Source organism: Sphingobium sp. Ant17 (assembly GCF_000588875.1).
Lineage (GTDB): Bacteria > Pseudomonadota > Alphaproteobacteria > Sphingomonadales > Sphingomonadaceae > Sphingobium.
On record NZ_JEMV01000020.1, the window covers coordinates 34,183 to 58,057 of the forward strand.

General features: G+C 57.7%; 23 protein-coding genes and 3 pseudogenes. 17 read left to right on the forward strand and 9 right to left on the reverse strand.

Features of this window, described 5'->3' with window-relative positions; all coding sequences use genetic code 11:
- Positions 1 to 450 precede the first annotated feature (450 nt).
- The 4 genes from BF95_RS27345 to BF95_RS10895 all read left to right on the forward strand — a co-directional run bounded on the left by BF95_RS27345 (position 451) and on the right by BF95_RS10895 (position 4,613).
- Positions 451 to 927 (forward strand): hypothetical protein, encoded by a 477-nt coding sequence (locus BF95_RS27345; protein ID WP_152542658.1) that lies wholly within the window; start codon positions 451 to 453, stop codon positions 925 to 927.
- Positions 923 to 1,687, forward strand: a complete 765-nt coding sequence (gene drt3a, locus BF95_RS31005; RefSeq protein WP_081764128.1) for an antiviral reverse transcriptase Drt3a — start codon at positions 923 to 925, stop codon at positions 1,685 to 1,687. Before BF95_RS27345 ends, drt3a begins: the two co-directional genes overlap by 5 nt.
- Positions 1,680 to 3,653, forward strand: a complete 1,974-nt coding sequence (drt3b, locus tag BF95_RS26350; RefSeq protein ID WP_081764129.1) for an antiviral reverse transcriptase Drt3b — start codon at positions 1,680 to 1,682, stop codon at positions 3,651 to 3,653. The genes drt3a and drt3b overlap by 8 nt, the downstream gene beginning before the upstream one ends.
- 609 nt (positions 3,654 to 4,262) lie before the next feature.
- On the forward strand, positions 4,263 to 4,613 hold the full coding sequence (locus tag BF95_RS10895) for a hypothetical protein (protein ID WP_043151403.1): 351 nt from the start codon (positions 4,263 to 4,265) through the stop codon (positions 4,611 to 4,613).
- Here the strand turns inward: BF95_RS10895 and BF95_RS31010 are convergent.
- From BF95_RS31010 to BF95_RS10910, 4 genes are all read right to left on the reverse strand, one after another.
- Positions 4,610 to 4,954 carry an HGGxSTG domain-containing protein gene (locus BF95_RS31010; RefSeq protein WP_152542660.1) on the reverse strand — a complete coding sequence of 115 codons (345 nt, stop codon included), beginning with the start codon at positions 4,952 to 4,954 and terminating at the stop codon, positions 4,610 to 4,612. The genes BF95_RS10895 and BF95_RS31010 overlap by 4 nt on opposite strands.
- 120 nt (positions 4,955 to 5,074) lie before the next feature.
- Positions 5,075 to 6,427 (reverse strand): DUF3631 domain-containing protein, encoded by a 1,353-nt coding sequence (locus tag BF95_RS10900; protein WP_235209686.1) that lies wholly within the window; start codon positions 6,425 to 6,427, stop codon positions 5,075 to 5,077.
- Positions 6,424 to 6,594: a helix-turn-helix domain-containing protein gene (locus tag BF95_RS10905; protein ID WP_043151404.1), complete on the reverse strand. Its 171-nt coding sequence runs from the start codon at positions 6,592 to 6,594 to the stop codon at positions 6,424 to 6,426. Before BF95_RS10905 ends, BF95_RS10900 begins: the two co-directional genes overlap by 4 nt.
- Before the next feature lie 880 nt (positions 6,595 to 7,474).
- A protein-coding gene (locus BF95_RS10910) for an IS3 family transposase (RefSeq protein ID WP_152542662.1) occupies positions 7,475 to 8,613 on the reverse strand; the annotation gives its coding sequence in 2 pieces (ribosomal slippage) (positions 7,475 to 8,346 and positions 8,346 to 8,613; 1,140 coding nt in all).
- Between the two features lie 108 nt (positions 8,614 to 8,721).
- Between BF95_RS10910 and BF95_RS31015 the strand changes: the two genes are divergently transcribed.
- Complete coding sequence (locus tag BF95_RS31015; protein WP_443018358.1) at positions 8,722 to 8,898, forward strand: IS1096 element passenger TnpR family protein; 177 nt, start codon at positions 8,722 to 8,724, stop codon at positions 8,896 to 8,898.
- Here BF95_RS31015 and BF95_RS31020 read toward each other — a convergent pair.
- A pseudogene (locus BF95_RS31020) lies at positions 8,840 to 9,102 on the reverse strand (DDE-type integrase/transposase/recombinase); the annotation flags it as partial. The gene BF95_RS31015 and the pseudogene BF95_RS31020 overlap by 59 nt on opposite strands.
- 133 nt (positions 9,103 to 9,235) lie before the next feature.
- On the opposite strand from BF95_RS31020, the gene BF95_RS27355 reads away from it, so the two are divergent.
- Positions 9,236 to 9,661, forward strand: a complete 426-nt coding sequence (locus tag BF95_RS27355; RefSeq protein WP_152542664.1) for a hypothetical protein — start codon at positions 9,236 to 9,238, stop codon at positions 9,659 to 9,661.
- A 299-nt stretch (positions 9,662 to 9,960) separates the two neighbouring features.
- Here the strand turns inward: BF95_RS27355 and BF95_RS31025 are convergent.
- The 4 genes and pseudogenes from BF95_RS31025 to BF95_RS10940 all read right to left on the reverse strand — a co-directional run bounded on the left by BF95_RS31025 (position 9,961) and on the right by BF95_RS10940 (position 11,936).
- Positions 9,961 to 10,601 (reverse strand): annotated as a pseudogene (locus tag BF95_RS31025) (NrsF family protein).
- Positions 10,602 to 10,603: 2 nt separating this feature from the next.
- The gene (locus tag BF95_RS10930; RefSeq protein WP_043151408.1) at positions 10,604 to 11,134 is read right to left on the reverse strand and encodes a sigma-70 family RNA polymerase sigma factor; all 531 of its coding nucleotides are present in this window, start codon (positions 11,132 to 11,134) and stop codon (positions 10,604 to 10,606) included.
- Between the two features lie 25 nt (positions 11,135 to 11,159).
- The gene (locus BF95_RS10935) at positions 11,160 to 11,624 is read right to left on the reverse strand and encodes a DoxX family protein (RefSeq protein WP_043151409.1); all 465 of its coding nucleotides are present in this window, start codon (positions 11,622 to 11,624) and stop codon (positions 11,160 to 11,162) included.
- 27 nt (positions 11,625 to 11,651) lie between these two features.
- The gene (locus BF95_RS10940) at positions 11,652 to 11,936 is read right to left on the reverse strand and encodes a BufA1 family periplasmic bufferin-type metallophore (RefSeq protein WP_043151410.1); all 285 of its coding nucleotides are present in this window, start codon (positions 11,934 to 11,936) and stop codon (positions 11,652 to 11,654) included.
- A 188-nt stretch (positions 11,937 to 12,124) separates the two neighbouring features.
- Between BF95_RS10940 and bufA2 the strand changes: the two genes are divergently transcribed.
- The 11 genes and pseudogenes from bufA2 (at position 12,125) to kdpA (ending at position 23,850) form a co-directional block, all read left to right on the forward strand.
- Positions 12,125 to 12,412, forward strand: coding sequence for a BufA2 family periplasmic bufferin-type metallophore (gene bufA2, locus BF95_RS10945; RefSeq protein WP_043151411.1), 288 nt, complete (start codon positions 12,125 to 12,127; stop codon positions 12,410 to 12,412).
- A 70-nt stretch (positions 12,413 to 12,482) separates the two neighbouring features.
- A complete protein-coding gene (gene bufB / locus BF95_RS10950) occupies positions 12,483 to 13,319 on the forward strand; it encodes an MNIO family bufferin maturase (RefSeq protein WP_043151413.1) in 837 nt (278 codons plus the stop codon).
- Positions 13,316 to 14,119, forward strand: coding sequence for an HvfC/BufC N-terminal domain-containing protein (locus tag BF95_RS10955; protein ID WP_043151414.1), 804 nt, complete (start codon positions 13,316 to 13,318; stop codon positions 14,117 to 14,119). The genes bufB and BF95_RS10955 overlap by 4 nt, the downstream gene beginning before the upstream one ends.
- Before the next feature lie 225 nt (positions 14,120 to 14,344).
- Positions 14,345 to 14,776 (forward strand): MarR family winged helix-turn-helix transcriptional regulator, encoded by a 432-nt coding sequence (locus tag BF95_RS10960; protein ID WP_043151415.1) that lies wholly within the window; start codon positions 14,345 to 14,347, stop codon positions 14,774 to 14,776.
- Positions 14,777 to 14,846: 70 nt separating this feature from the next.
- Positions 14,847 to 15,323 (forward strand): annotated as a pseudogene (locus tag BF95_RS10965) (2Fe-2S iron-sulfur cluster-binding protein); the annotation flags it as partial.
- Positions 15,324 to 15,348: 25 nt separating this feature from the next.
- Positions 15,349 to 16,335, forward strand: coding sequence for an FAD binding domain-containing protein (locus BF95_RS10970; RefSeq protein WP_043151416.1), 987 nt, complete (start codon positions 15,349 to 15,351; stop codon positions 16,333 to 16,335).
- Complete coding sequence (locus BF95_RS10975) at positions 16,332 to 18,650, forward strand: xanthine dehydrogenase family protein molybdopterin-binding subunit (RefSeq protein WP_043151418.1); 2,319 nt, start codon at positions 16,332 to 16,334, stop codon at positions 18,648 to 18,650. The genes BF95_RS10970 and BF95_RS10975 overlap by 4 nt, the downstream gene beginning before the upstream one ends.
- A gap of 153 nt (positions 18,651 to 18,803) precedes the next feature.
- A complete protein-coding gene (locus BF95_RS10980; RefSeq protein ID WP_235209690.1) occupies positions 18,804 to 19,820 on the forward strand; it encodes a metallophosphoesterase in 1,017 nt (338 codons plus the stop codon).
- A gap of 254 nt (positions 19,821 to 20,074) precedes the next feature.
- Positions 20,075 to 20,164: a K(+)-transporting ATPase subunit F gene (kdpF, locus tag BF95_RS26370; RefSeq protein WP_152542666.1), complete on the forward strand. Its 90-nt coding sequence runs from the start codon at positions 20,075 to 20,077 to the stop codon at positions 20,162 to 20,164.
- Positions 20,164 to 22,173, forward strand: coding sequence for a potassium-transporting ATPase subunit KdpB (kdpB, locus tag BF95_RS10985; RefSeq protein WP_043151421.1), 2,010 nt, complete (start codon positions 20,164 to 20,166; stop codon positions 22,171 to 22,173). The genes kdpF and kdpB overlap by 1 nt, the downstream gene beginning before the upstream one ends.
- A gap of 18 nt (positions 22,174 to 22,191) precedes the next feature.
- Positions 22,192 to 23,850: a potassium-transporting ATPase subunit KdpA gene (gene kdpA, locus BF95_RS10990; RefSeq protein WP_200866939.1), complete on the forward strand. Its 1,659-nt coding sequence runs from the start codon at positions 22,192 to 22,194 to the stop codon at positions 23,848 to 23,850.
- Positions 23,851 to 23,875: the final 25 nt, after the last annotated feature.

Sequence of the window (23,875 nt, forward strand, 5' to 3'; positions counted from 1 at the left end):
TGAACCAAGCCAGCAGCCGACTTCCGAACCAGAGATAAGAAATTCGGAATCACCTAAGCACCATGTTTTGAATTTAATGAGTAATTTATATTTCGCTCCATGGCTCCTTCCCCGCCCTCCACTCTCGCTTTGCCCTATCGGTCCTCGCTGCGCTGCGGGCCTCTGGGCAGCCTCCGTTACGAACGGGTCGAAGCCTGCACAACAGAAGTGGGAAGGAACCGACCGATTACTTCCAAACTGCGCGCACAGCCGACACCATTTTTCGGACACAGAGCATTCCCGCTGTGGGTGGTCAAAGCGGGCCGAAAACAGACTGTCAGTTTCTAGCCGACCAAAGCATAAAGAACCGACGTCCGTTGGCCTTGGTAAAATTGCCACGGGCACTTCACGGGGCATCAGAAACCGTTATGTTCGCGTAACGCTATTGGAAAAGCGAGCGGAGACAGTTCGTTGTTGGACACCACAATCCATGCAAAAACGATATCAAGGCAATTTCGTAGAAGCGATTTTCGCGATGGGTCTTGGGGAATCTCCGCAGAAGACAAGGATGAAATCGTCGCCGAAGCCGTCCGCATTGCGGCCAACGGTTTCGGAGCGATTTCTCTGAGGCGGAATACTCTCGCAGGTAAGCCAGTATATCGGCACTCATCATTAAGTGAAGCCCTGTTAACACGGCATATATCGGAAGGGCTTCGACGGATAACAGGTGTCAAGCAGTCTGACAGAAAATCAATCGTAAAATCCCTTAAAGCGCTGACGAGTGAAGGGGTTCCGTTTGGGGTACTGAAGTTCGATATTAAATCTTTCTACGAGACCGTAAATACAGATAATCTTATCGAGGCTTTGCAACGAGATTCAGCGTTTTCTCGTCAATCAATATCGCTTGTAGACACATTTTTTTTCGTCTTTACGGTCGCAAGGCATTGAAGGACTACCAAGAGGAATAGGTCTCAGCGCCACGCTCGCGGAATATGTTCTCCGATCTTTTGATTACGAAGTTGCAAATTATCCCGGCGTGCGCTTTTATAGTAGATATGTCGATGACGGAATAATTGTCACATCAGACAAGGTAGATCTTCCAAAACTGAAGGCATTTATCGAGAAAATCCTGCCATCCGGTCTCAATCTTAATCGTTCAAAAACGACTCATTGTCTCTTTGGCTCATATGCGCGTGGAGCCTCTGGCATTACCGATCACATGTTACAGTTCCTCGGATACTCCCTGAATATCAGTGAAATTATACGATTGAACAACAAATACACTAGAAACGTTCAAGTCGATATCGCGCAATCTAAAATTTATAAGCTAAAGAGACGCATTTGTAAGTCATTGCTTGAATATAACAATGGCGGAACATTCAATGACCTACTTGGAAGAATTAAGCTTTTGAGTAGTAATTTCGGATTCATTGACGAATCAACAGGTCAGCAACGATATTCAGGGATACGCTATAATTATGGACTGATTGATCCGATGAATTCTTCACAATTAGATTCTCTCGACCGATTTTTTGTTAATGTGGTCACATCCCGTCATTCAAACAACCGAATACGGCCCGATCTGACAAAATCGCAACGGGCCAAGCTGCTTGGTTTCGGCTTCAAGTCTGGCTTCATCGAGAACCGATTTTACACCTTCAGCGACGAGCAATTGAAACATCTCATCGGGTGCTGGGCACATGCGTAAAAAAGTAATCGCTAAGGGGAATGTGCGTCGTGGTGATTTTCTACGGGCCGTCGTAACGGATACCCTGCCGGAAGAGGTTCCAATCATATTCTCGAATGATGGCTTCTATCACAATTTGTCAAAGAGCGTCCCACAGTCGGCGCAGGCAGCACTGTTTGTCGAGACTCTTCTCGACCCAGAAAGGGCTTACACAAAGCCGTATCGATACAGCGTACTAAAAGATGCAAAGTCGGCGCGGGGTTTGAGTTTAATCCACCCATCTGCCCAACTGGCGACCGCCCACTTCTACTCCAAGTACGACTCTTTGATCTGCTATTACGGAAACCGATCAGAAGCATCTCTGCGCGCACCGGCGAAAATCGGAAGCACTTTCTTTGTAAGAGGCCCCATCAGTCAGCGAAACCATTTTCGACGAAGCGGTATCGATACAGTAACAATTGATAACTCGGTATCCAATCCCGCGTCATATTTTGCCTATAACAAAATTAGTCGTGCACATGAATTTTTCGATTCCAACGAATATTTGCATCTGGAGAAAAAATATAAAATATTTCGTACTTTAGATGTTAGTAAATGTTTTGGAAGTATATATACGCACACTTTATTTTGGGCGGTATCTGACGTTCAAACTGCAAAGGACAATACGAATTCCACCGGCTTCGCGAACGAGTTTGATCGCTTAATGCAGTCGATGAATTACAATGAGACGAATGGAATTTGTGTTGGACCTGAAATTAGCAGGGTCTTTGCGGAGATTATATTTTCTGAGGTTGATCGCAGAATATTGCGAACGCTCGCCGATAAAAATATGATATTTCGCAAAGATTATGAGTTTCGTCGGTATGTTGATGATTACTATGTCTTTGCGCAGGATGAAGCAACAGCAGATCGGGTAACGGCAGCGACCCAAACATGTCTGGCGGAGTTTAATCTTCACCTCAATGAAAGCAAAATGTCGACGATCTACAGGCCATTTTTCACAAAAAAGTCCCAAATAATTTCAGATACAAATGCATCTATCACAGCATTTTTCGCTCGGTTTATTGGTGAAGTTTCAATTGATGATGACGTTGCACTTGTTCCTAAGCGAGTATTGAGAACGGATTCTTTAATTCGTTCGTTAGTTAGTGCTGTGAAAGCAACATGCCTACTGCACAGTACTGGATACGATACGGTATCGGATTACATTGTCGCAGCATGTAGCAAACGCGTAACGGATTTATCCGACGGGTTTGCAGCATTAGGCGACAGCGACCGACCGGAAAATGAGAAGTATATTTCAGCGATAATGGTTCTTATCGAGACAATATACTTTTTCTATACTGTAAATCCAACGGTAAGATCCTCTCTTAATGTAGCGCGATCAACGATCACTTCGACGCGACTTTTTAGAGAAAATTTCTCCGACAGGCTTCCTTATTTGTCGGAAAATATCGTACGATGGACTCTGGACTTAGCAAATTCGATCAGCAGAAATTCCCGTCACAAAGATTTAACGGCAATTCCGGTAGAGGTTTTGAACATCTTAATCCCTATGCGGGAGATAGCGCGGACCGAACCGTTGGTAGATGAACTCATATCTACCATGTGCAACTCAGTTGAAACATTCGAATATTTTGAAATAGTAACGTTTCTCTTTCTTTCAGGGGGGCGGCGGGAACACCGTGATCTTATCCGAAAGCTCTTTATTCGGGCGAAGCAAATTGTAGCAGATGACCTCGGACCACGAGTGGACTCTCAGTCGGCTCATCTCGCATTGGACATTTTAGCCTGCCCCTACATCACAATTGAACGACGCGCTTCATGGTTCAACAACTTGCGGTCAAGATGCGGCTTAGGCGGGCTTTCGGTGGTGGATGCTCGATCGACGGTGCAAGAGATTCAGCACCACCCTTGGTTCGTGCGCTGGGATAAAATTGACTTGCTAAGTGTTCTGCGAAAAAAAGAGTTGAGCGCAGTGTATTAATAGGACTATCTGGCTACGGGCGCTGTCCTTCCACTTGAGAGCAGTTTACTGCTCTATTCTCCCGTCCGAAAATTAACCTCGTAGCCGAGGTTTGTTGGGCGACGATGATGAGCCTCTGTGCACACACCAAATGTGGTTGGACAGCCCCACAGCACTGGTATCTGCTTTGAAGCGAAGCGTGTCAGGGGGCGGGCCATCAGCAGTCAAGTCGCACCAATGATCGGAAGCGGTCAGTCGGCTAGATCTCGGTCCCCCGTCATAAGCGGAATGTCCGCTCCTATGCGCGCACATATCTAGATGGCATGGCGGGAGTCGCGCTTCCCAGACCAACGGCAAGGCTGCTCGTCGTGATGTTCGCTACCGTAACACATTGCCCAGAGCGCAGCCGTTGCGAAGGCGAAAGGGAGGCAGGTTTCCATTCTGGCTCCAACTATGTCCGGCATCGATAAACACTGGATCAACACCCGGCGATCCAAACATACCCCCCCCGGTCATCCCAACATATATAAACACCTACCCCCACCATGGCAGCAAGGATAACGACCTTACGGTCGTGTGGATGCATTCACTGCATCATACCCTCACGGCATTTCAGAAGGATCGAACAGCATGGCCAACATGGCTCAGGCATTTAGCGGCATACTCAATATCGCCACTGCATCCTCATCCACCGTCGTCGGCAGCGTGAACTTTGTTCACAAAGGCGTATCCGGCCTCAACATCATTGCAGAACAGTGGCTCGAAGACCTGCAAGAGTCCGAAGTTATCAACAAGGACCACAGGCGTCAGAAACTTGTCACCCAGAACGCAAAGGCAGAAGCGACCTACTCGAAGAGGTCGATCAACTTTGCAGAAACCCCTCATATTCCGAAAAATTCAATTCCGCATTCAAACGGAAAATGGATCTTCTGGAAGAGTATGATAAGAAAAAGGCGGAGAAATCCGCCTAATTCTTTTTAATATGATTCAATTTTTCCGATAGATAATTCTATCAGTCTATCCAACTCGTCCGACCGCAGACTTATCCCCGTCCTGATCTTTACTAACAATCGAAGATCACGATCAATGGCCTTCACGGTTTTCAACTGGCTCTCAGCTTCCGCCGAACGATTTCCATGCTTCCATGCATTCCGGTTGCCTTTGGGCGCACCACCATTGGTTCCCCCATGCATCCGGCAGCGATTTCGTCCTCTTACGGCAGGTGACTGGCAAGGCTTCCCTGATCGTGTCTTGGCTCCGCACCGTGGCGCATTAGCCAGATTTTCCGGTTGCATGGGATTGTCCGTTGAACTTTCCAACATCTCTACTTCCGTCCCAACTTTGGGCTATCAGGGAGTGGCAAAGTTGAAAATCCCTCACCACTCTCCTGACTTGTCCGCCACAAACGCCACGGCGCAACAATGGCGGATTACCTACACTTTTCAACTTTTTGGATCAGCAACGCCATGATCCACACCGCCACATGGCGGCAGCGGAATGTCATCCGCAACGCCAGAACCGCCGGTTTTCTCAGGGCTTTCATGACCTGTGGCGGATGTTGCGTTTGTTGCGCTCGATCCCGACTTAGGCAGATAGCGTTCCCATGCATCAAGGAAGTCTGCCCGCCTGTAGCCTTTCGGCGTTGAACCATCGGGCATACGGATCGAAACTGAGCGGATGCCATAGGAACGGAGCATCTGACCCAACTTTCGGGCATCTATTTTCCGTCCTTTCAGATCACCCCAAGGTGCCTCCTCATCGGCCAACAACCCTTCAATCAGTTTGGCCGTCGTGATGCGGTCAGCAGTGCCAAAACATGTGCGGATATCGACCAGCAGTTGAACACCTAAAGACGGGCGCTCATTCGCCTTTGCAGACATGACAGCATCCATAGCAGCCCGCCTCGCCAACTGAGGCCAATGACCGCCCGCCAGATCAGCCACCACAAAAAGCGGACCCCATACGTCAGCATTTCTATCAACTATGGCGTCAGGAAATTCAGGTTCAGCCATTTCCGCCATGCTAAAAATGCTGGATGCCCATCCCGCCAATTCATCTTGCAGAGCGAGCGCCTGATGCTCATGAACACGCGGCTGGAATGGTTCAGCCTTTTCGCCAGCCGCCCTCTTCCGCATACGGATGATGACTGACCGCGTCATGATCGTATCCGGCAAGTTGCCAAGACCGCCCATGGCGACAGCGGCATAGGTTGCGAGTTCGACTGTCTGAACCTTTCCGCGTTCGGTATTGCAACGCCCAACTACAGCACCACGCCGATAACCGGCATTGACCATCCCACGCAGGTCTTCGTTTCCACGAGCCGCAGGACCAAAGATCGTGTCAATTTCATCATATAATATAGTGGGCCGATTCTCCTGATCGGCAACTTTCCGCAAGATATATGCAGCAGATGCATTAACCGAGAACAGAGCATTAGGCACCAGCAGCGCCGTTATCTCCAACACCCTCGATTTCCCGCTTCCCGGCTCCGGCGACAAGACGGCTAGGCGTCCCGTTGAGAACCAAGCGTCCATCAAATGCGTGTGGGCAATCCACAACACATGCGCAATGCTGGCCATATCGGAGGGGTAACATATGAACCGACGAGCAAAAGCATGAATGCGATCCAGCAGGGCCGCTCCATCAATTAACTCACCATCAGAAGGTAGGTTTTCATCTGGCAGCAGATGCATATTTGCACTATCAAGGGCCGTCAGGTTCGTAGCTATGACAACATCCGGGCCGGTCGCTGTTACAGCAGCGTCTGGCCCTTTTTCTATCGTTACATCGTTCATGCGGCACCGCCAGTCGCGCCGTCGATTAGCGCTTTTATGCTATCCACCTTAACCAAGGTTCGGCTGCCGATTTTCACCGTATCCAATCGCCCTTGCTTGATGAGGCTATAGGTCAGCGTTCTACCTATTCCCAAAGCTTGCGACGCACTCTTAATCGAACTCAACATTGTAAATCTCCATTATTAACCACGCCTATGCGGTGGCGTCCGGAGATGTACAAAAAATTTAAAATGTTTCAATAACAAATACTTAACGCAACTTAATTATGACTATTTATTCAAGAACCAACATGACAATAAAACTCCCACACACTTAACGTATCCCCTCTCAATCGCGATTTTCCAAATTTTGAATTTTCAGCCGCCTCGAAAAAATTATAATAAAAAATTATTTTCGTCTCAGACTGCGTGGAAAAATGGCATTCCAAAGGCCTTCGCAGACTTTCGAATCAGGGGAGGCTGCACGTTGTTCACCGGGGTCAAGTCTTACCGGACGAACCAAGTAGCCGATGCATTCCACGACGCTGACCACACTTCCACTCCAAACTGAAATGGGCGCACATCATGAAAGTGTGGGGAATAATGTGGGTAGGGATTTTCATCCCTATAAATAATACAAATATATCAATGTCATAGATGGCAAGTTATACTCCCTGCCGCCCCACCAAGCCCTCTCATAAACCCATAATTTTAAAGGGTTTTCTGGCGCGGCCTTTGTGACACCCCACATTTCGCCCCACATTCTTTTTAGGAACATGTGAGACGGTCTTTGCCGATGAAGTGATTCCAGTGCGTCGTAGGCGGCGGATCGGAACTGCACATCGCGATTTGCACTGTTGCTGGACAGAGGTTAATCCCCTCGGCAAACTGCGGTATGGCTGAACAGATTGCCCGCCTTCGCATCACCCTAGAGGTGGCCGGGTTGATTTGAACAGGGATCTGCAACGGTTAAGTGGATCGTCTGCCGGTTTCATCGAACTGCCGATATGGGGCGTCATGTCGGGAGGGCGTAGCCGACCAGAGTGACGCCCCATATCGGCGGCCAAATTCAAGCTGCCATCAACATGGGCAGGTTGTCAAAATAGGTCTGGTCCGGCGTCTTGGCAGCAAGGCTCGAATGCGGCCTCCTACTATTGTAGAAGCTCAGATACCGACCGATCGATGATCGGGCTTCGCTGACCCCGCCGTAGGCGTGCAGATAAACCTCTTCGTATTTCACCGAGCGCCACAGGCGCTCGACCATCACATTGTCGCGCCATGCGCCCCGACCGTCCATGCTGATGGCGATTTCTTCGCGGAGCAACACGCTGGTGAAGGCCATGCTCGTAAATTGGCTGCCCTGATCGGTGTTCAAGATCTCCGGTTTGCCGAAGCGCGCCAGAGCTTCCTCCAGTGCCTCGACACAGAAGTCGGCTTCCATCGTGATCGACACCCGCCAGGCCAGGACCTTGCGGCTGAACCAGTCGACGATAGCCACGAGATAGACGAACCCCTTCGCCATCGGAATGTAACTGATGTCGGTCGCCCATACCTGATTGGGCCGTACGATCGCCAGCTTGCGCAGCAAATAGGGATATACCTTGTGCCCCGGCGTCGGCTTTGAAGTGTTCGGGCGGCGGTAAATCGCCTCGATCGCCATCTTCTTCATCAGCGTAGCTACATGCTGGCGGCCGATCTTCATGCCTTCCTGCCGCAGTAGATCGCGCAGCATGCGACTGCCTGCGAACGGAAATTCCAGGTGCAACTCGTCGATGCGCCGCATGATCGCCAGATCAGCCTCCGAAACCGGTCTGGGCAGGTAATAGACGCTGCCCCGGCTGATCCCCAGTTCCCGCGCCTGCCGCGCCAACGGCAAACTGTGCGAACGATCGATCATCGCTTTGCGCTCGGCAACAGACCGGCCTTCCCGAGCGCGCCGGCCAAAAAATCGTTCGCCAGCGTCAACTCGCCGATCTTGGCGTGCAGCGTCTTCACGTCAATCGCCGGCTCGGCCGTTGCCGACTCATTGTCCGAATCAAATACCCCGGCCGCGCCCTCCAGCAACTGGCTACGCCACGTCGTGATCTGGTTTGGGTGCACGTCAAACTGCTGCGCCAACTCGGCCAGCGTCTTCTCCCCCTTCACGGCAGCCAATGCTACCTTCGCCTTGAAAGCCGGGCTGTGATTCCGGCGTGGTCGTTTGCTCATTTCTACTCCTGTCACGCGGCCATCCTGGCCGCCGTCAGGCAGAAAATCCACTCATCTCAATGTCCAGATTTCCCAGGCCACCTCTCCCTTATTGATAGCGATCCTGCTGTGTGGCGCAGGGTAGAACTGCCTCTAACAAACAGCCTAAAGGCGGTGCACCTAGCGATCCAAGCTGCGGTGCTGTTCGAGAACTACCATCTGTTCCAGTTCGACGTAGGTGATAGCTCTCGAGTATCTCGCCCTCGTGGTCAACGGCGCGCCAGAGGTAAACCATCTCGCCGCTGATCTTGACGTACATCTCATCAAGGTGCCAGCACCAGTGGCAAAAGCCTTTCATATGGCAGATATCGATGTCGCGCTCGAAGAGCAGATCTTCTACGTTCCGCCGGCTGAGCGGGTAGCGGACATACATCAGCACCACCAGCAGGATACCTCCGGTGATGAGTTGAAATAGCGGAAGGGGCCGGCGGGCGTGCGAGTGCGGGGCATAGATCCGCCCTATCGCCATCCCCCTAACAGCTGGTGCATTTGCTTTACCAGAGCCATTCGATGGCTTCAACAATGGGACCAGTATCTTTTGTTAACTTGCTTCTTCTAGGCTTAGCTAGGGGAGAAGAAGGAAATGCTCGATAAGCTGCGTCAGTTACACTTAGAAATTATACAAAATTTAGACGCGATCAAAGACATAACTGCGCTTCCCGAACCAGATGTTGGACGCCTCGTTGCTACTAGGCTCGCTCTCACTCGCGCGAGCCGAGCGCGGACGTTGCTGCTTGAAAGCAGTTATGATGATTTGATTGCACGCAGTTCTGGAACTATCAAAGCCGCAATCGGGACGCTTAGGGCCGAAGGGAGGGCAAATCTGTTGGTATCGATCCAGCACATCGCCCTTTGGTCTTTGCCCGAAATTGCTTCCAGGTGGACAGAGTATTGTATGGCGTCAAAAACCATCCAGTCTGCAATGCGTGCAAGAGTAAAACGCGAGGTTGATCTAATCTATCCCCTCCTCGCCCATTCAGAAACCTGTTCTATCCGTAAGAAAGCCTGATACTGGATTTGACCTGCGCCATCACCAGCGTCGATGGGCGGGCATCTGCCCTATGAAAGCAGAATTCGTAATGTGTGAGCCTGACTTATTTTCATAGGCTTGTGACTGCACGGACCCGTATATGCCCCACGTAAACCTTCTAGGACTTCGACCATATCGTTGCTGCCAATTTGTGCTGCTATCGCCAACTCGTCCAAACTGACAGAGCGCGAATCCTTCGGTCGGCTTGCTCCGCGCTTTGCGATCCTGACCGCCGTGCGATCGGGCGAAGTCCGAGGCGCGGCATGGGGTGCGAGGTCTTACCATCGTATCAAAGCTGGTACGGCAATACGCCCCAGCGCGGCTGACACGGCCACGGGCGCAACGTGCCAGATACCCAGGTGGCCGATAGTATCAAAAGGACATGACAGACCGTGGGCAAAACTGCCCAGCGCCCCTGCCGCTAAGCCGGTGTAGAACCCGGCAAGGCTGGGAGCAACCGGCGCACCACGGCGCAGCCAAATGATCAGCGCTGCCGCGACGCCGACGCCGCTTGCGGTTCCGGCGATGAAGCAGTTCAGCCCATCCGTCGCGTGGTCGTGTCCGCCGACTGCCCCCTCCAGCGCCGCCAGCAACAAGGCGGTGACGGGCAGGATCGCAAGCGCCGCCAGCAGCCAGCGCAACCCATCCTGCCGGACGCCACGCGCGGGGCGGCCATGCGCACTACCGCCCGCGCTGAGGCGAGCCCGACCAGCGCGATAAGCCCGTTGGCGATGAAGAAGATGGCGGTCGCCTGCCCGTCCGTCGGACCGCTCCACAAGCCTTGCCATAGCGCAATCACGGCGATCGTCAGCACGGTTGCAACCGCTACCAGCGCCAGGCCATGACGCATTTGCAATGGGCGTACTGGTTCAAGCTCGTCTGCGAGTTGTGCGATTAGGGGATTGGGACGGGGGGGCATGGTCAGTCAGCCTCTTCGACGAGCACGGACAGTTTCCTGAGGCCGCGATGAATGTTCACTTTGATCAGACTTTCACTCTGGCCGGTGCGCTTGGCCGCCTCGGTAACCGAAAGTCCTTCGATCTTCACCAGTTCGATTGCGCTGCATTGCGCCGGGGAGAGTTGCACGAACAGCCGGTCAAGGCTCATCCGGGCCAATATGGCATCCTCCTCGCTGTCCTCGGCAGCATCATGATCGCCGAGTTCACTTTCGCTGGAGCGGTAAACCCGGCGCAAATGATCGACCCAGCGATAGCGGGCGATGGCCGCGAGCCATGGCAGGAACGCCCGCGATTGATCCCAGGTCGCGCGCTTGGCATGAATGGCAAGCAGCACGTCCTGCACCAGATCATCAATCTGGGCCGGGGGTACGCGGCGGCGGAAGAAGCGTTCGAGCCAGAACTGCGCCTCGGTCAACAGCACGGTGTAGGCGCGCCGGTCGCCGCCCTGGCTCGCCATCATGAGCCGAGCAAAGGTAGGCTCGTCCGCGATCATCGCCGTTCCCTCTCCCTGTGGCCGTTCACGCGCGCTTGTGCCGCCAGTAGCCGATCGGCGTGTCGAGCGACAGCACGCCACCGCCACGCACGATTAGCACCGCAGCCAGCGCGGCCCACAGCATATGCGTCGTCCACCAGGCTTGCGGATACACGAAAATCTGGATGACGAGCGTCATTGCGAGCAGCGCTGCCGCCGAGAGCCGGGTTGCCAGCCCGATCACCAGCAGCACGGGGAACAGATGCTCGCCCAGCGTCGCCAATGGCGCAGCGATCTCGGCTGGCAGCGGAACGGCGGCATAGTCATTTTCGAACAGATAGCGGGTTGAATCGCTGATCTCGAAAAGACTGCCTTCCGTCACTTTACTCCGGCCCGATCGCCAGAATATGCCGGCGAGCGCGATCCGGGCCAGCAGCAGCGCAACGCCCTCGGCCAGGCGCGAGGCGGCAATGGCTACGATCCGATCATAGAATGTGGCGATGTGCTGCATGTGCTGGCCCCCTCTGATGGCTGCGTGTCAGCGGTTGAGCGGCGTGAGCGAGCCATTGCCCTTGGGCGTCGATGTCTTCACGCATGTGCCCTGCTTGACCAGCTTCCAAGCGTTGCCCTGATAGTCGCGGGTCGAGGTTCCGGCGCAACTTGTGCCAGCCCCAGCGGAGCAATCATTCTGTCCCGCCTTGGCGATGCCATAGCATTTCTCCATCGGGGCCTTCTGCGCGGCGACGGGTGTGGTGGCGACGCCGGCCGCCAGAGCGGCGGTCGTGGCAAGCCCGGCGATGCGGGCGATGGTGGCGGTCTTCATGGACATAATCTCCAGCTTTGGGGGAGCAGCGCCAAACGGTTGTCCGGGCGGTGCATGCCCCCTCTTTCGCCGGGCGAGCCGGACCCGTTACAGGCAGAGAATAATAATTGTCGCTGTAACCGGCGAGCACGCGAAGGCGAACATCATGGCGTGCGATCACGCACCATCGTTTTCAAGGAGCCGCTGACATGACCACCAAGATCCGCACCGCATCCATCGCCGCTGCCGCAGCAGCCATCGCGCTCAGCTCATTCTCGGCCTTTGCAGCCGACGCGCCGACCGGAAGCAAGGGCCGCGCCCTCGGCACCAGCGACACCGTGCACTGCTATGGCCTGCATAGCTGCAAGGGCAATTCCGACTGCGCCACGGCCGAACATGAATGCAAGGGCCAGAATGCCTGCAAGGGTCATGGCTTCAAGGCGTTGAAGGCGGGCGAGTGTCTTACAAAGGGCGGGACGATCGGCGACCTCGGCTGATCCGACCCTGGTCCGGCGGGCCAGCGCCCCCAGGCTTGCCGGACCAACTTTGGTACATGAGACTTTCGCCATGAGAGATGTTGCCGCATTCGGCGGGTTCGGCCTTGGTCTGCGCCGCGATTACTACCGGGATTTTCTTACAGGAGACGTCGCGGTCGATTTCGTCGAGGTCATATCCGAAAACTTCATGGTCGATGGTGGACGACCGCTGCGTGTACTGGAACAGGTGCGCGCCAAACTTCCAGTCATCCTGCATGGCGTATCGCTGTCCGTCGGCTCCGCGCATGGGCTGGATGACGATCATCTGGTCCGGCTCAAGGCATTGGCGGACCGGATCGAGCCTTTGTGGGTGTCCGATCATCTGTGCTGGACCCGGACGAGCGCGCACAACAGCCACGACCTGCTCCCGTTACCGCTAACCCGCGCGGCGATGGACGCCGTATGCAACAACGTCGATCGCGCGCAGGAAACGCTGGGCCGGGCGATGCTGTTTGAAAACCCGTCAAGCTATCTGACATTCCCGGACGACGAGATGACGGAGTGGGAATTCCTGGCCGAGATGAGCCGCCGAACCGGCTGCTATCTGCTGCTCGACATCAACAATATCTACGTCAGCGCCTGCAACCATGGTTTCGATCCTGTGGCTTACCTGGCCGGCATTCCGGCCCATCGGGTGCGGCAGGTGCATCTGGCCGGGCATACGCCGGGCGACATCGTCATCGACACGCACGACCGGCCGGTCTGCGACGCCGTCTGGCACCTTTATGAAGCGGCCATTGGCAAGCTGGGAGAGGTCGCCGTCATGATCGAACGGGACGACGCCATCCCGCCGTTGGCGCATCTGCTCACCGAACTGGATCGTGCACGCATGATCGCCGCCACAGCGCGCGTTGAGTGGGCGGTATGACCCAACTTTTGCGCACACAAAACGACTTCCTTGCCTGCCTGCTCGATGAAGACGCGCCATTGCCATTTGGATGGGATGCCCGGCAAGCATCTGGCATGGCCGTCTATCGCAATGCCTATCGAACGCGGCTGATCGATGTCTTGCGCGACACATTTGAACGCACTGCACGGCTGGTGGGCGACGATGCCTTCGTGCAGGCGGCGACGCATCATCTTATCACATATCCGCCCACAAATTGGACCATCGACCTGGCCGGTGAGGAATTTCCCCACACCTGCGCCCAACTGTTCGCCAACGATCCCGACGTTGGCGAAGTGGCTTGGCTGGAATGGCAAATGCACTGCGCATTTACCGCAGCAGATGGAGAGCCTCTGACGCTAGCTGATTTTGCGGCCGAGACGGCGGACTTTGACGCTGAGCAATGGGATGAACTTCGCTTCGAACTTATGCCCGGCACGGCCTTGCGACCGATCACATATGATCTCGTTACGCTGTGGGAGGCATTGGCCGATCCATTGTTGGCGTCGCCAGTAGAAAAGCTGCTGGAACCAAAATGGGTGCTACTGTGGCGCGAAGGCGAGCAACCGACATTCGGACTCGTTTCCGAAACAGAAGGGCTAGCATTGGCAGGCCTGCAGCAAGGCGGCACGTTCGGCAAAGTTTGCGCCGCTCTTATGAATCATTTCAAAACTGATGATGCCGCGGCCAAGGCGGGCGCGATGCTGCTGAACTGGCTCGAACTCGGGATGGTTCGACGGATACATTCTTCGCGGCAGTCAACCAGCAAGGATCAACTGTGATTTCCGCTTTCGTCATCAAGAGCGCTGAGAGACGACTTTGCGCAACCACTCCATAGTTGAGTCTGACGCGCCACGAACCGGTGGCTCGGTCAAGGTTCGCGTTCACCGCAACGAGGATCGACCTGCTTGCTGACGGGTAATCTATGCCATTGGTTTGCGCCAGCTTCGCTTTGATATTCCAGAGACGGCTGGCCAGGACCAGCCTTGGCGCGGTATGTGCCCCTTATGACGAAGCCGACCGATAGCCAACTCGCCACATTGGGCGCAGCGTTTGAAACCTTCACGCGCCGCTACAAGCTTGCCGAAGCGATTAGCGTAGAGAAACCGCTGAATGAAATCGACAAACAGACCCTATTCTATGTCGCCCAGCATCCGGCCTGCGGACCGAGCGACGTGGCGCGATTCCTTGGCACGGCAAACACGACAATCTCTTCGGCGACCGATCGCATGGTCAAGCGCGGCTATCTCAAGCGCGAACGGGTGGAGGATGATCGCCGCGCCGTGGCTTTAAGGCTGTCCGACGAAGGCCGAGCCTATGTCGAAGTTCAACTGCAAATGTACCGCGACATGTACCGGCTCATGCTGGACCGGCTGCTGCCCGCCGAGCGGGACCAGTTTATCGCGATGATCGCAAAAATCGTATATAACGATGATTGAATAATACGAAATTCGTTCTATCTTGGTGGGAGTGACGTCGCAGCGGCGAAGCTGGATCGGGAGAAACGCAATGACGATATGGGTCAATGGCGATGAAGTGCCAGTGCCGCTTGATGCGCGGGTGTCGCTCGCCGACCTGCTGCGCGAGCAATTGCACCTGACTGGCACTAAGGTCGGCTGCAATCAGGGCGCCTGTGGTGCCTGCACGGTGTTGATCGATGGCCAGCGGGTGTTGGCCTGCCTGACCCTGGCAGTGCAAGCGGATGGGAAGTGCGTCACGACGATCGAGGGGCTGGGCGCAGCGGATTCCTTGCATCCGCTACAGGCCGCCTTCATCGAACATGACGGCTTTCAGTGCGGCTATTGCACCCCGGGCCAGATTTGCGCCGCGGCGGCTATGCTGGACGAAGCCGCAGGGGGAATCCCAAGCTACCTAACGGCGGATCTCGCGACGGATCGGATCGTCCTGACGCGAGAGGAGGTGCAGGAGCGGATGAGCGGCAATCTGTGCCGGTGCGGCGCCCACAACGGGATCATCGATGCGATCATGCCGTCGCAGGGGAGCACCGGCCATGACCCCTGTGACCTATGCCCGGGCGTCGTTGGTCGGCGACGCCGTGCGGATGGGAGGCGCGCAGGGTGCCCGCCTGCTTGGTGGCGGCACCAATCTGGTCGATTTGATGCGCAAGGGCGTGGAACAGCCATCGCAACTAATTGATGTCACCGCCTTGTCGGACAGTATCAAGCAGGCGGATGATGGCAGCCTGATGATCGGCGCGGCCGCCAGCAATAGCGCGGTCGCCGCGCATCCGCTGGTGCGCAGCCACTATCCGATGCTGGCACGCGCAATCCTTGCCGGTGCTTCTGCGCAGATCCGCAACATGGCGACGGTCGGCGGCAACCTGATGCAGCGGACGCGGTGCCTATATTTCAACGATGTCGCCGGCTCGCGCTGCAACAAGCGGGCGCCGGGCAGCGGCTGCGATGCGATTGGCGGGTTCAACCGCTATCATGCGATCTTGGGGGGGTCTGAAGCCTGCATCGCCACCCACCCCTCCGACATGTGCGTCGCGCTCGCCGCTCTGGACGCGCAGGTCCATATCGCAGGGCCAGACGGCGCGCGTGTCGTTCCGCTGGTCGACTTGCACCGTCTGCCCGGCGAACGTCCCGACGTCGAAACGGTCCTCGATCCCTCCGAGATCATCGTCGCGATCGCGCTTCCGGCTTCCCCGCTTTTTGCCAAATCCACCTATCGCAAGGTGCGGGACCGGGCGAGCTATGCCTTTGCCCTCGTCTCGGTCGCTGCGGGGTTGACGATACATCAGGGCGGCATCGACGACATCCGGGTCGCGTTCGGTGGCATCGCCCCCAAGCCATGGCGCGCCTTCCAGATTGAGGCAGCGTTGCGCGGCGGGGCGTTGTCCGCTGCCGCGATTGAGGCGGCCTTCGAGGCGGAGTTCGCCGGGGCGGCGCTGTTGCCGGGCAATGGCTTCAAACATGGGCTGGCAAAACGGACGTTGTCCGCCCTGCTCCTAGACCTGGCGGGAGACGTCCAATGACCAAGATACAGAACGCCGTCATCGGTTCGGTCAGGACGGTCATCGGCTGGGTGCCCGCAGGCTGGCTTCCAGGCGGCACGCCCGACCCGCTGATCGAACGCCGCGCCGCGATCGGGCGGCAGGCGTCGCGCCTGGACGGGCCGCTCAAGGTCATGGGAGAGGCGCGTTTCGCGGCGGAGGTCGCCATGGAACAGCTGTCCTATGCCGCGCTGGTGCATAGTCCCATCACGCGGGGCCGGATCGCGGGGCTGGATACCAGCGCGGCGGAGGCAGAACCAGGCGTGATCCAAATAGTCACGCATCAAACCATGCCACGCCTCGGGACGCTGACCCTCATCGGCATGACCGATATGTCGGCTGTCGGGAACAGCGATCTGCCGATCATGCAGGACGCAAGGATCCACTATAATGGGCAGGTCGTCGCAGCGGTGATTGCCGAAACGCAGGAGCAGGCCGATCACGCCGCTTCGCTCATCGCGATCGACTATGCAGAAGAACCCGCCAAGACCGTCTTGGAGGAAGCCAAAGCAGACGCCCGGACACCCGCTTCGATCCTGATCGAGAAGAACCATGTCTTAGTCGGCAATGCCGAGCGCGAACTGGAGCGCGCGGCCCACAGCATCGACAATGTCTATCGGACGCCTGGCCATAATCATAACGCCATCGAACTCCATACCGTCACCGCCGCATGGGAAGGCGGTTCCCTGCTGGTCCACGACACGACCCAGATGGTCGCGCCGAGCGCCACGGCGCTCGCCAAGCTGTTTGGCCTCAAGAGGGAGCAGGTTCGCGTCCTCTCCCCCTTCGTCGGTGGCGGCTTCGGGGGCAAGGGGATGTGGGATCACCAGATTGTCGCCATCGCCGTGGCCCGGATGATCGGTCGTCCGGTGCGGCTGACGCTCAGCCGGGAGGGTGTCTATCGTATCATCGGCGGTCGCACACCGTCGGAACAGCGTGTGGCCATCGGCGCGGACGCGGCGGGCAAGTTCACGGCGCTGGTCCATAGCGGCTATTCGGTGATGCCGCCCTATAGTGCCTGCCCCGAACAATATACGCTGGGGTCGCGCGCGCTCTATGATGCAAAGAGCTTCGAGTTCGTGCAGCGCCATGTCGATCTCGATATCGTGCCCAATACCTTCATGCGTGCGCCCGGCGAGGCGATCGGCACCTTCGCCATCGAGAGCGCAGTCGACGAACTGGCGCATGCTATGGGTATCGACCCGCTCGACCTACGTCTGCGCAACATCGCGCAGCGGCATCCGATCTCCGGCACGCCCTTTTCCCAGCATGCACTGAAACAGGCCTATGCCGATGGTGCCGAACGGTTCGGTTGGGATCGACGGCAAGCCGAGCCGGGTAAGTTGCGCGATGGCGAATGGCGGATCGGCATGGGCTGTGCAACCGGCAGCTTTCCCTATGCGCGTATTCCCGGTGCCAATGTGCGGATCACGCTGCGCAGCGACGGATCGGCGACCATTTCCTGCTCGGCGCAGGAAATGGGCATGGGTACGGCCACGGTTCCGGCGCAACATGCAGCCGACCGGCTTGGCCTGCCGCTGGAGGCGATCCATTTCGAACTGGGCGATTCCGACTTGCCTGCCGCACCCATGGCAGGCGGTTCCTCGCAGACTGTGTCGATTGCCGGGGCAATCATCGCCGGCGCGGAAAAGCTGACGGGCGAACTATTGCGCTTGGCGGGAAATGCCAGTCCGGTTGCGGGTCTGCGCGCGGGCGAGGTGCAACTCACCGACGGCGGGATCGCCAGCATCGCCGATCCGGCCCGGCGCGAAAGCTATCGCTCCATCCTGACGCGGGCGGCGCGCGAGGATGTGACAGTGACGGCGGCGGGTAGCATGCCGCTGGAAATGTTCAAATTCGCCATGCACAGTTCCTCCGCCATATTCTGCGAACTGCGCGTCAGCGACGTCACCGGGGAGGTACGCGTCGACCGGTTGTTGGGCTCTTTCGATTGCGGCACGATCCTCAATCCCAAGACGGCGGCCAGCCAGTTTCGGGGCGGCATGATCATGGGCCTGGGCCTTGCCTTGACGGAAGAGACATTGTTCGATGAACGCAGCGGGCGGATCATGAACGCGTCGCTGGCCGACTATCATATCCCCACGCATCTCGATGTGCCGCAGATCGACGTGATGTGGACCGGCATTCCCGACCCCCGGTCACCGCTGGGCGCCCGCGGCATCGGCGAGATCGGCATCACCGGAGTCGCTGCAGCGGTGGCAAACGCGGTGTTCAATGCAACCGGCAAACGCATCCGCGACCTGCCGATCACGCTGGACAAACTGTTGCCGGATTGAAGGACGTAGCCACATAGGCCGATCCTCGTCAGCGCCACTGGAGCCAACCTCATTTTTCACCTGATCTTCGCGCTGCCCTCCATCCTGGTCATCACACATGTCCTATGGCCGCTCCCATGGCCGCTGGCGGTCAAGCTGGTCGTTGCCATCCTGATGCTCGCCGCCTCCCAGTTCCAATATTGGAGCAAGCTGTCGTCAGGCTCTGTTTTCGCGCCGGAGTTCCCCCGCGCCATCATCTTGCTGTTCAACTGGGCGAGCGGGACCATCCTGTTCCTCGCGCTGATGCAGTTGCTCGCCGATGTCGCCCTGTTCGCGCTGTGGCTGGTTCCAGGGCGAGCAGGAACGATGGCTGACGAGCTGCGCTACATGATGGCTGCGCTCGCCGCTCTCCTTGCCGCCATCGCCGTGTGTAACGCTACGCGGGTGCCTTCGCTCAAGGATGTGGAAATCGGCATTACAGGGCTACCGCCGCAGTTCGACGGCTACACTCTGGTCCAACTGACCGACCTGCACATCAGTCGCCTATTTCCCGCCGCCTGGACCCGTGCCGTCGTCGATCGCACCAATGCGCTCAATGTCGACCTGATCGTCGTCACCGGCGATGTCATCGACGGCAGCCTCGCCATGCGCCGGGCCGATGTCGAGCCGCTGCGCGACCTGCGCGCACGCGACGGGGTCTATATGAGTCCGGGCAACCACGAATATTTCCTCGGTTATCAGGAGTGGATGCGGCATTTTGCAGCCATGGGCATGCACCTGCTCGCGAACAAACATGTTATTCTTGAGCGAGACCACAGCCACGTCCTTCTTGCTGGCGTGACGGATGTGACGGCACCGGCTACCGGTATGCCGCCACCGGACTTGTCCGCCGCACTGGCCAACGCACCGAAGGCCATGCCCATTCTCCTCCTCGACCATCAGCCCGGGTCGGCGCGAAGGACGGCCGCGCGTGGCGTCGCCCTCCAGCTGTCCGGGCATACCCATGGCGGCTTGATGCCTGGGTTGGACCGGCTCGTCGCGCTGGGGAATGACGGGTTCGTGTCGGGCCTCTATACGGTCGATGGCATGGTACTCTATGTGAACAACGGCACGGGGATATGGCCCGGCTTTGCCATGCGGTTGCGCCGTCCCAGCGAACTGACACGGATCACGCTGCGCCGAACAATCTGAGCGGCGATATGGAACGCAGCGGGAAGCCCCAAACGGTTGGAGGAACAGGTTCGACCCGCTGTTTGCAACCAGCATCCGAAAGCTGCCATTGTTGATCCTGCTGCGTCATGGCTTGAAAATGATTCATCGGTCATTCTGGCAGTGCGGCATGATCAAGTCTTTTCACGCCATTTTAATGGCCAGCGGTGCAAACCCCCATCGATAGTTCACGCACATAGCGACGATCGTCGGCTCCGATGAAAAGGAGTCTTTCCATGACGTTCGACTTTGCCCTTGCTGGTCTGGTGGCGTTGGGCCTGCTGGGCTATCTGACCGCCGTGCTGATCAGGCCGGAGCGTTTCTGATGGCCACCCCCTCGCTGTTCGAGCGCGCGCTGCTGCTGCCTGCGGTCCGCGATGCGTTCATCAAGCTCGATCCCAGGACGCTCGTGCGCAATCCGGTGATGTTCACCACGGCCATCGTTGCGATGGTCGCGACCATCATTCTGCTGCGCCACATGATCGCCGGTACGGGCGATCTGGCGTTCGAGGCGCAACTCATATTCTGGTTGTGGCTGACCGTGTTGTTCGGCAATTTCGCCGAAGCGCTGGCAGAGGAGCGTGGCAAGGCGCAGGCACAGAGCTTGCGCGCGACCAAGGACCAACTCGTCGCGCTGCGCATCGGGAAAAATGGCGCGACCGAGGAGGTTCCGGCCACGCAATTGCGGCAAGGCGATGTGGTGCTGGTCACGCAGGGCAGGCAGATCCCGGCCGATGGCGAAGTCTTTGCCGGTGTCGCCTCCGTCAATGAAGCCGCGATCACGGGCGAAAGTGCGCCGGTCATCCGCGAGGCAGGCGGCGACCGGTCGGCCGTTACGGCTGGCACCACCGTCCTGTCCGACGAAATCCGGGTCAAGGTGACAGCGGAACCGGGCAGTGGCTTTCTCGACCGGATGATCGCGCTGGTGGAAGGGGCGAGCCGTCAGAAGACGCCCAATGAGATTGCGCTGACGATCCTGCTCACGGGACTGACGCTGATCTTTCTCGTCGCAGTCGGGACACTCCCGGCCTTTGCCGCTTATGCAGGCGGCGTGCTCTCCGTGCCGGTGCTGATCGCGCTGTTCGTCGCGCTGATCCCCACCACCATATCGGGGCTGCTGTCCGCCATCGGCATTGCGGGCATGGACCGGCTGATCCGTTTCAACGTGCTGGCCAAATCGGGCCGGGCTGTCGAGGCGGCGGGCGATATCGGCACCTTGCTGCTCGACAAGACCGGCACGATCACGATCGGCGACCGGCAGGCGAGCGAGTTCGTGCCACTGCCCGGCGTGGCGCAGGCGGACCTGATTGCCGCCGCGCGGATGGCCAGCCTGTCCGACACCACGCCTGAGGGTCGGTCGATCGTGACGCTGGCGGGGGACGGCGACGCCCTATCCGCCGACGCGGTCCCTGTCTCCTTTACCGCGCAAACGCGGGTGAGCGGGATCGACCTGCCCGGCCGGAGCATCCGCAAGGGCGCGGTGGACGCGGTGCTCAAGCTGGGCGACTTCCCCGAGGATGTCGTGCGCGCGCTGCGAAAGATTACCGACCGTATCGCGCAGGCGGGCGGCACGCCGCTGGCGGTCGTGGAGAATGACCGGCTGCTGGGCGCGGTGCACCTCAAGGATGTGATCAAAGCGGGCATCCGCGAACGTTTTGGCGAGTTGCGGCGCATGGGCATCCGCACGGTCATGATCACGGGCGACAATCCACTGACGGCGGCCGCCATTGCAGCGGAGGCAGGGGTCGATGACTTCCTGGCCGAAGCGACGCCGGAGGATAAGCTCGCCTATATCCGTAAGGAGCAGGCGGAGGGCAAGCTGGTCGCCATGTGCGGCGATGGCACCAATGATGCGCCCGCGCTGGCCCAATCCGATGTCGGCGTCGCGATGAATACCGGCACGCAGGCGGCGCGCGAGGCGGGCAACATGGTCGACCTGGACAGCGATCCGACCAAGCTGATCGAGGTGGTGGGCATCGGCAAGCAGTTGTTGATGACGCGCGGCGCGCTCACCACCTTCTCGATCGCCAATGATGTCGCCAAATATTTTGCGATCCTGCCCGCCATTTTCGTGGTGCTCTACCCCTCGCTTGGCGTGCTCAATCTGATGGGGCTGGCCAGCCCGTCAAGCGCCATCCTCTCGGCGATCATCTTCAACGCGCTCATCATTCCGCTGCTGGTGCCATTGGCGCTCCGGGGCGTGGCGTATCGGCCGATGCCTGCGGCCAGCCAGTTGCTGCACAATCTGGGCGTCTATGGCGCGGGCGGCGTGATCGCACCCTTTATCGGCATCAAGCTCATCGACCTCGCCATCGCCGGCCTCGGCCTGGTTTGAGCGGGAAAGGACCAGATCATGTTCACAGCCATTCTCACCATCATCCTGATCGTCGGCGGCGCGGCGCTGCTGTCCTGGCCGCTCGGTCACTATATGGCGGCACTGTTTTCGGGGCGCTTCGCGCACGCCGATGGCCTGTTCGTGCGGGTCGCGGGACGCGCGCCGCAGCAGGACTGGAAGCAATATTCGATCGCGCTGCTGGCGTTCAATGCCCTGATGTTCGTGTTCGTTTTTGCACTTCTGGCGACGCAGCATTGGTTGCCGCTCAACCCTGATGGCCAGAGCGCCGCATCGCTCGACCTGGTGTTCAACACGGCGGCGTCCTTCACCACCAACACCAATTTGCAGCATTATTCCGGTGAAAGCAGCTGGAGCTATCTCGCCCAGCTCGGCGGGCTGATGTGGCTGCAATTCGTGTCGGCCGCTACCGGGATCGCTGCATTGGCAGCCCTGGCCCGTGGGATCGCCGGACAAGCAAGCATGGGCAACTTCTTCCTCGACCTGCAACGCGCGACCTTTTGCGTGCTTTTGCCCCTGGCGATTATCGTCGCGCTGGTGCTGGCGCTGAGCGGCGTGCCGATGACTTTCGAAGGCGCGGCCCATGCAACGACGCTGGAGGGCGCGGCGCAGACGATCGCACGTGGACCTGCCGCCGCGTTCGTGGCGATCAAGCAATTGGGCACCAATGGCGGCGGCTTCTTTGGTCCCAACTCGACACACCCGCTGGAAAACCCGAACTTCTGGTCGAACGGCTTTTCGATGATCGCCATCATCATCATCCCCATGGCTTGCGTGTGGATGTTCGGGCGGATCATCGGGCGAATGAAACATGCCGGTGTGATCTTCGCCGTCATGCTTGCCTTCCTGCTGTTGAAGATCGGCGGATCGGTCGCCTTCGAAGCCGTGCCGACCCAGGCCTTCGTCCATCTGCCGGTGATGCAGAATGTCGGCAATTTGGAGGGCAAGGAATTGCGCCTTGGTGCCACGACCGGACCACTCTGGGCGGTGCTGACCACCTCGACCAGCAATGGGTCGGTCGCGGCCATGCATGATAGCCTCAATCCCCTCACCGGCCTGATGCCGATGGTCGGCATGTGGCTCAACGCCACCTTTGGCGGGGTCGGCGTGGGGATGATCAACATGGTCCTCTACATTGTCGTGGCCGTCTTCATTGCCGGGATGATGGTGGGGCGGACGCCCGAATATCTGGGTCACAAGGTCGAGGGTGGCGAAATGCGGCTCGCCATCCTGGCGCTGTTCAGCCACGCCCTGCTCATATTGGGCGGCACTGCCTTGTTCGCGGCGACCGCCTGGGGGCAGGCGACGCTGAACAATGTCGGCGCGCATGGCTTTTCCGAAATCCTCTACGAATTCAGCTCCGCAGGCGCGAATAATGGTTCGGGTTTCGAAGGGTTGGGCGACAATAGGGTGCCCTGGAACATCGCCACCGGGTTGGTCATGCTGATCGGACGCTATTTGCCGATCATCGTGCCGCTGGCGATCGTCGGATCGCTGATGGCCAAGAAGCGCAGTGCGGAAAGCGCGGGCACGCTGAGCGTCGAGGGCGGCAGTTTCGGCATCATGCTGGTGATCACCATCTTGATCTTCGGCGCGCTGACCTTCTTCCCCGCTGCCGCGCTCGGCCCGATCGCCGAACATGTGACATTGATGCGCTAAGCGACCATTTGGTCAAAAGGATTAT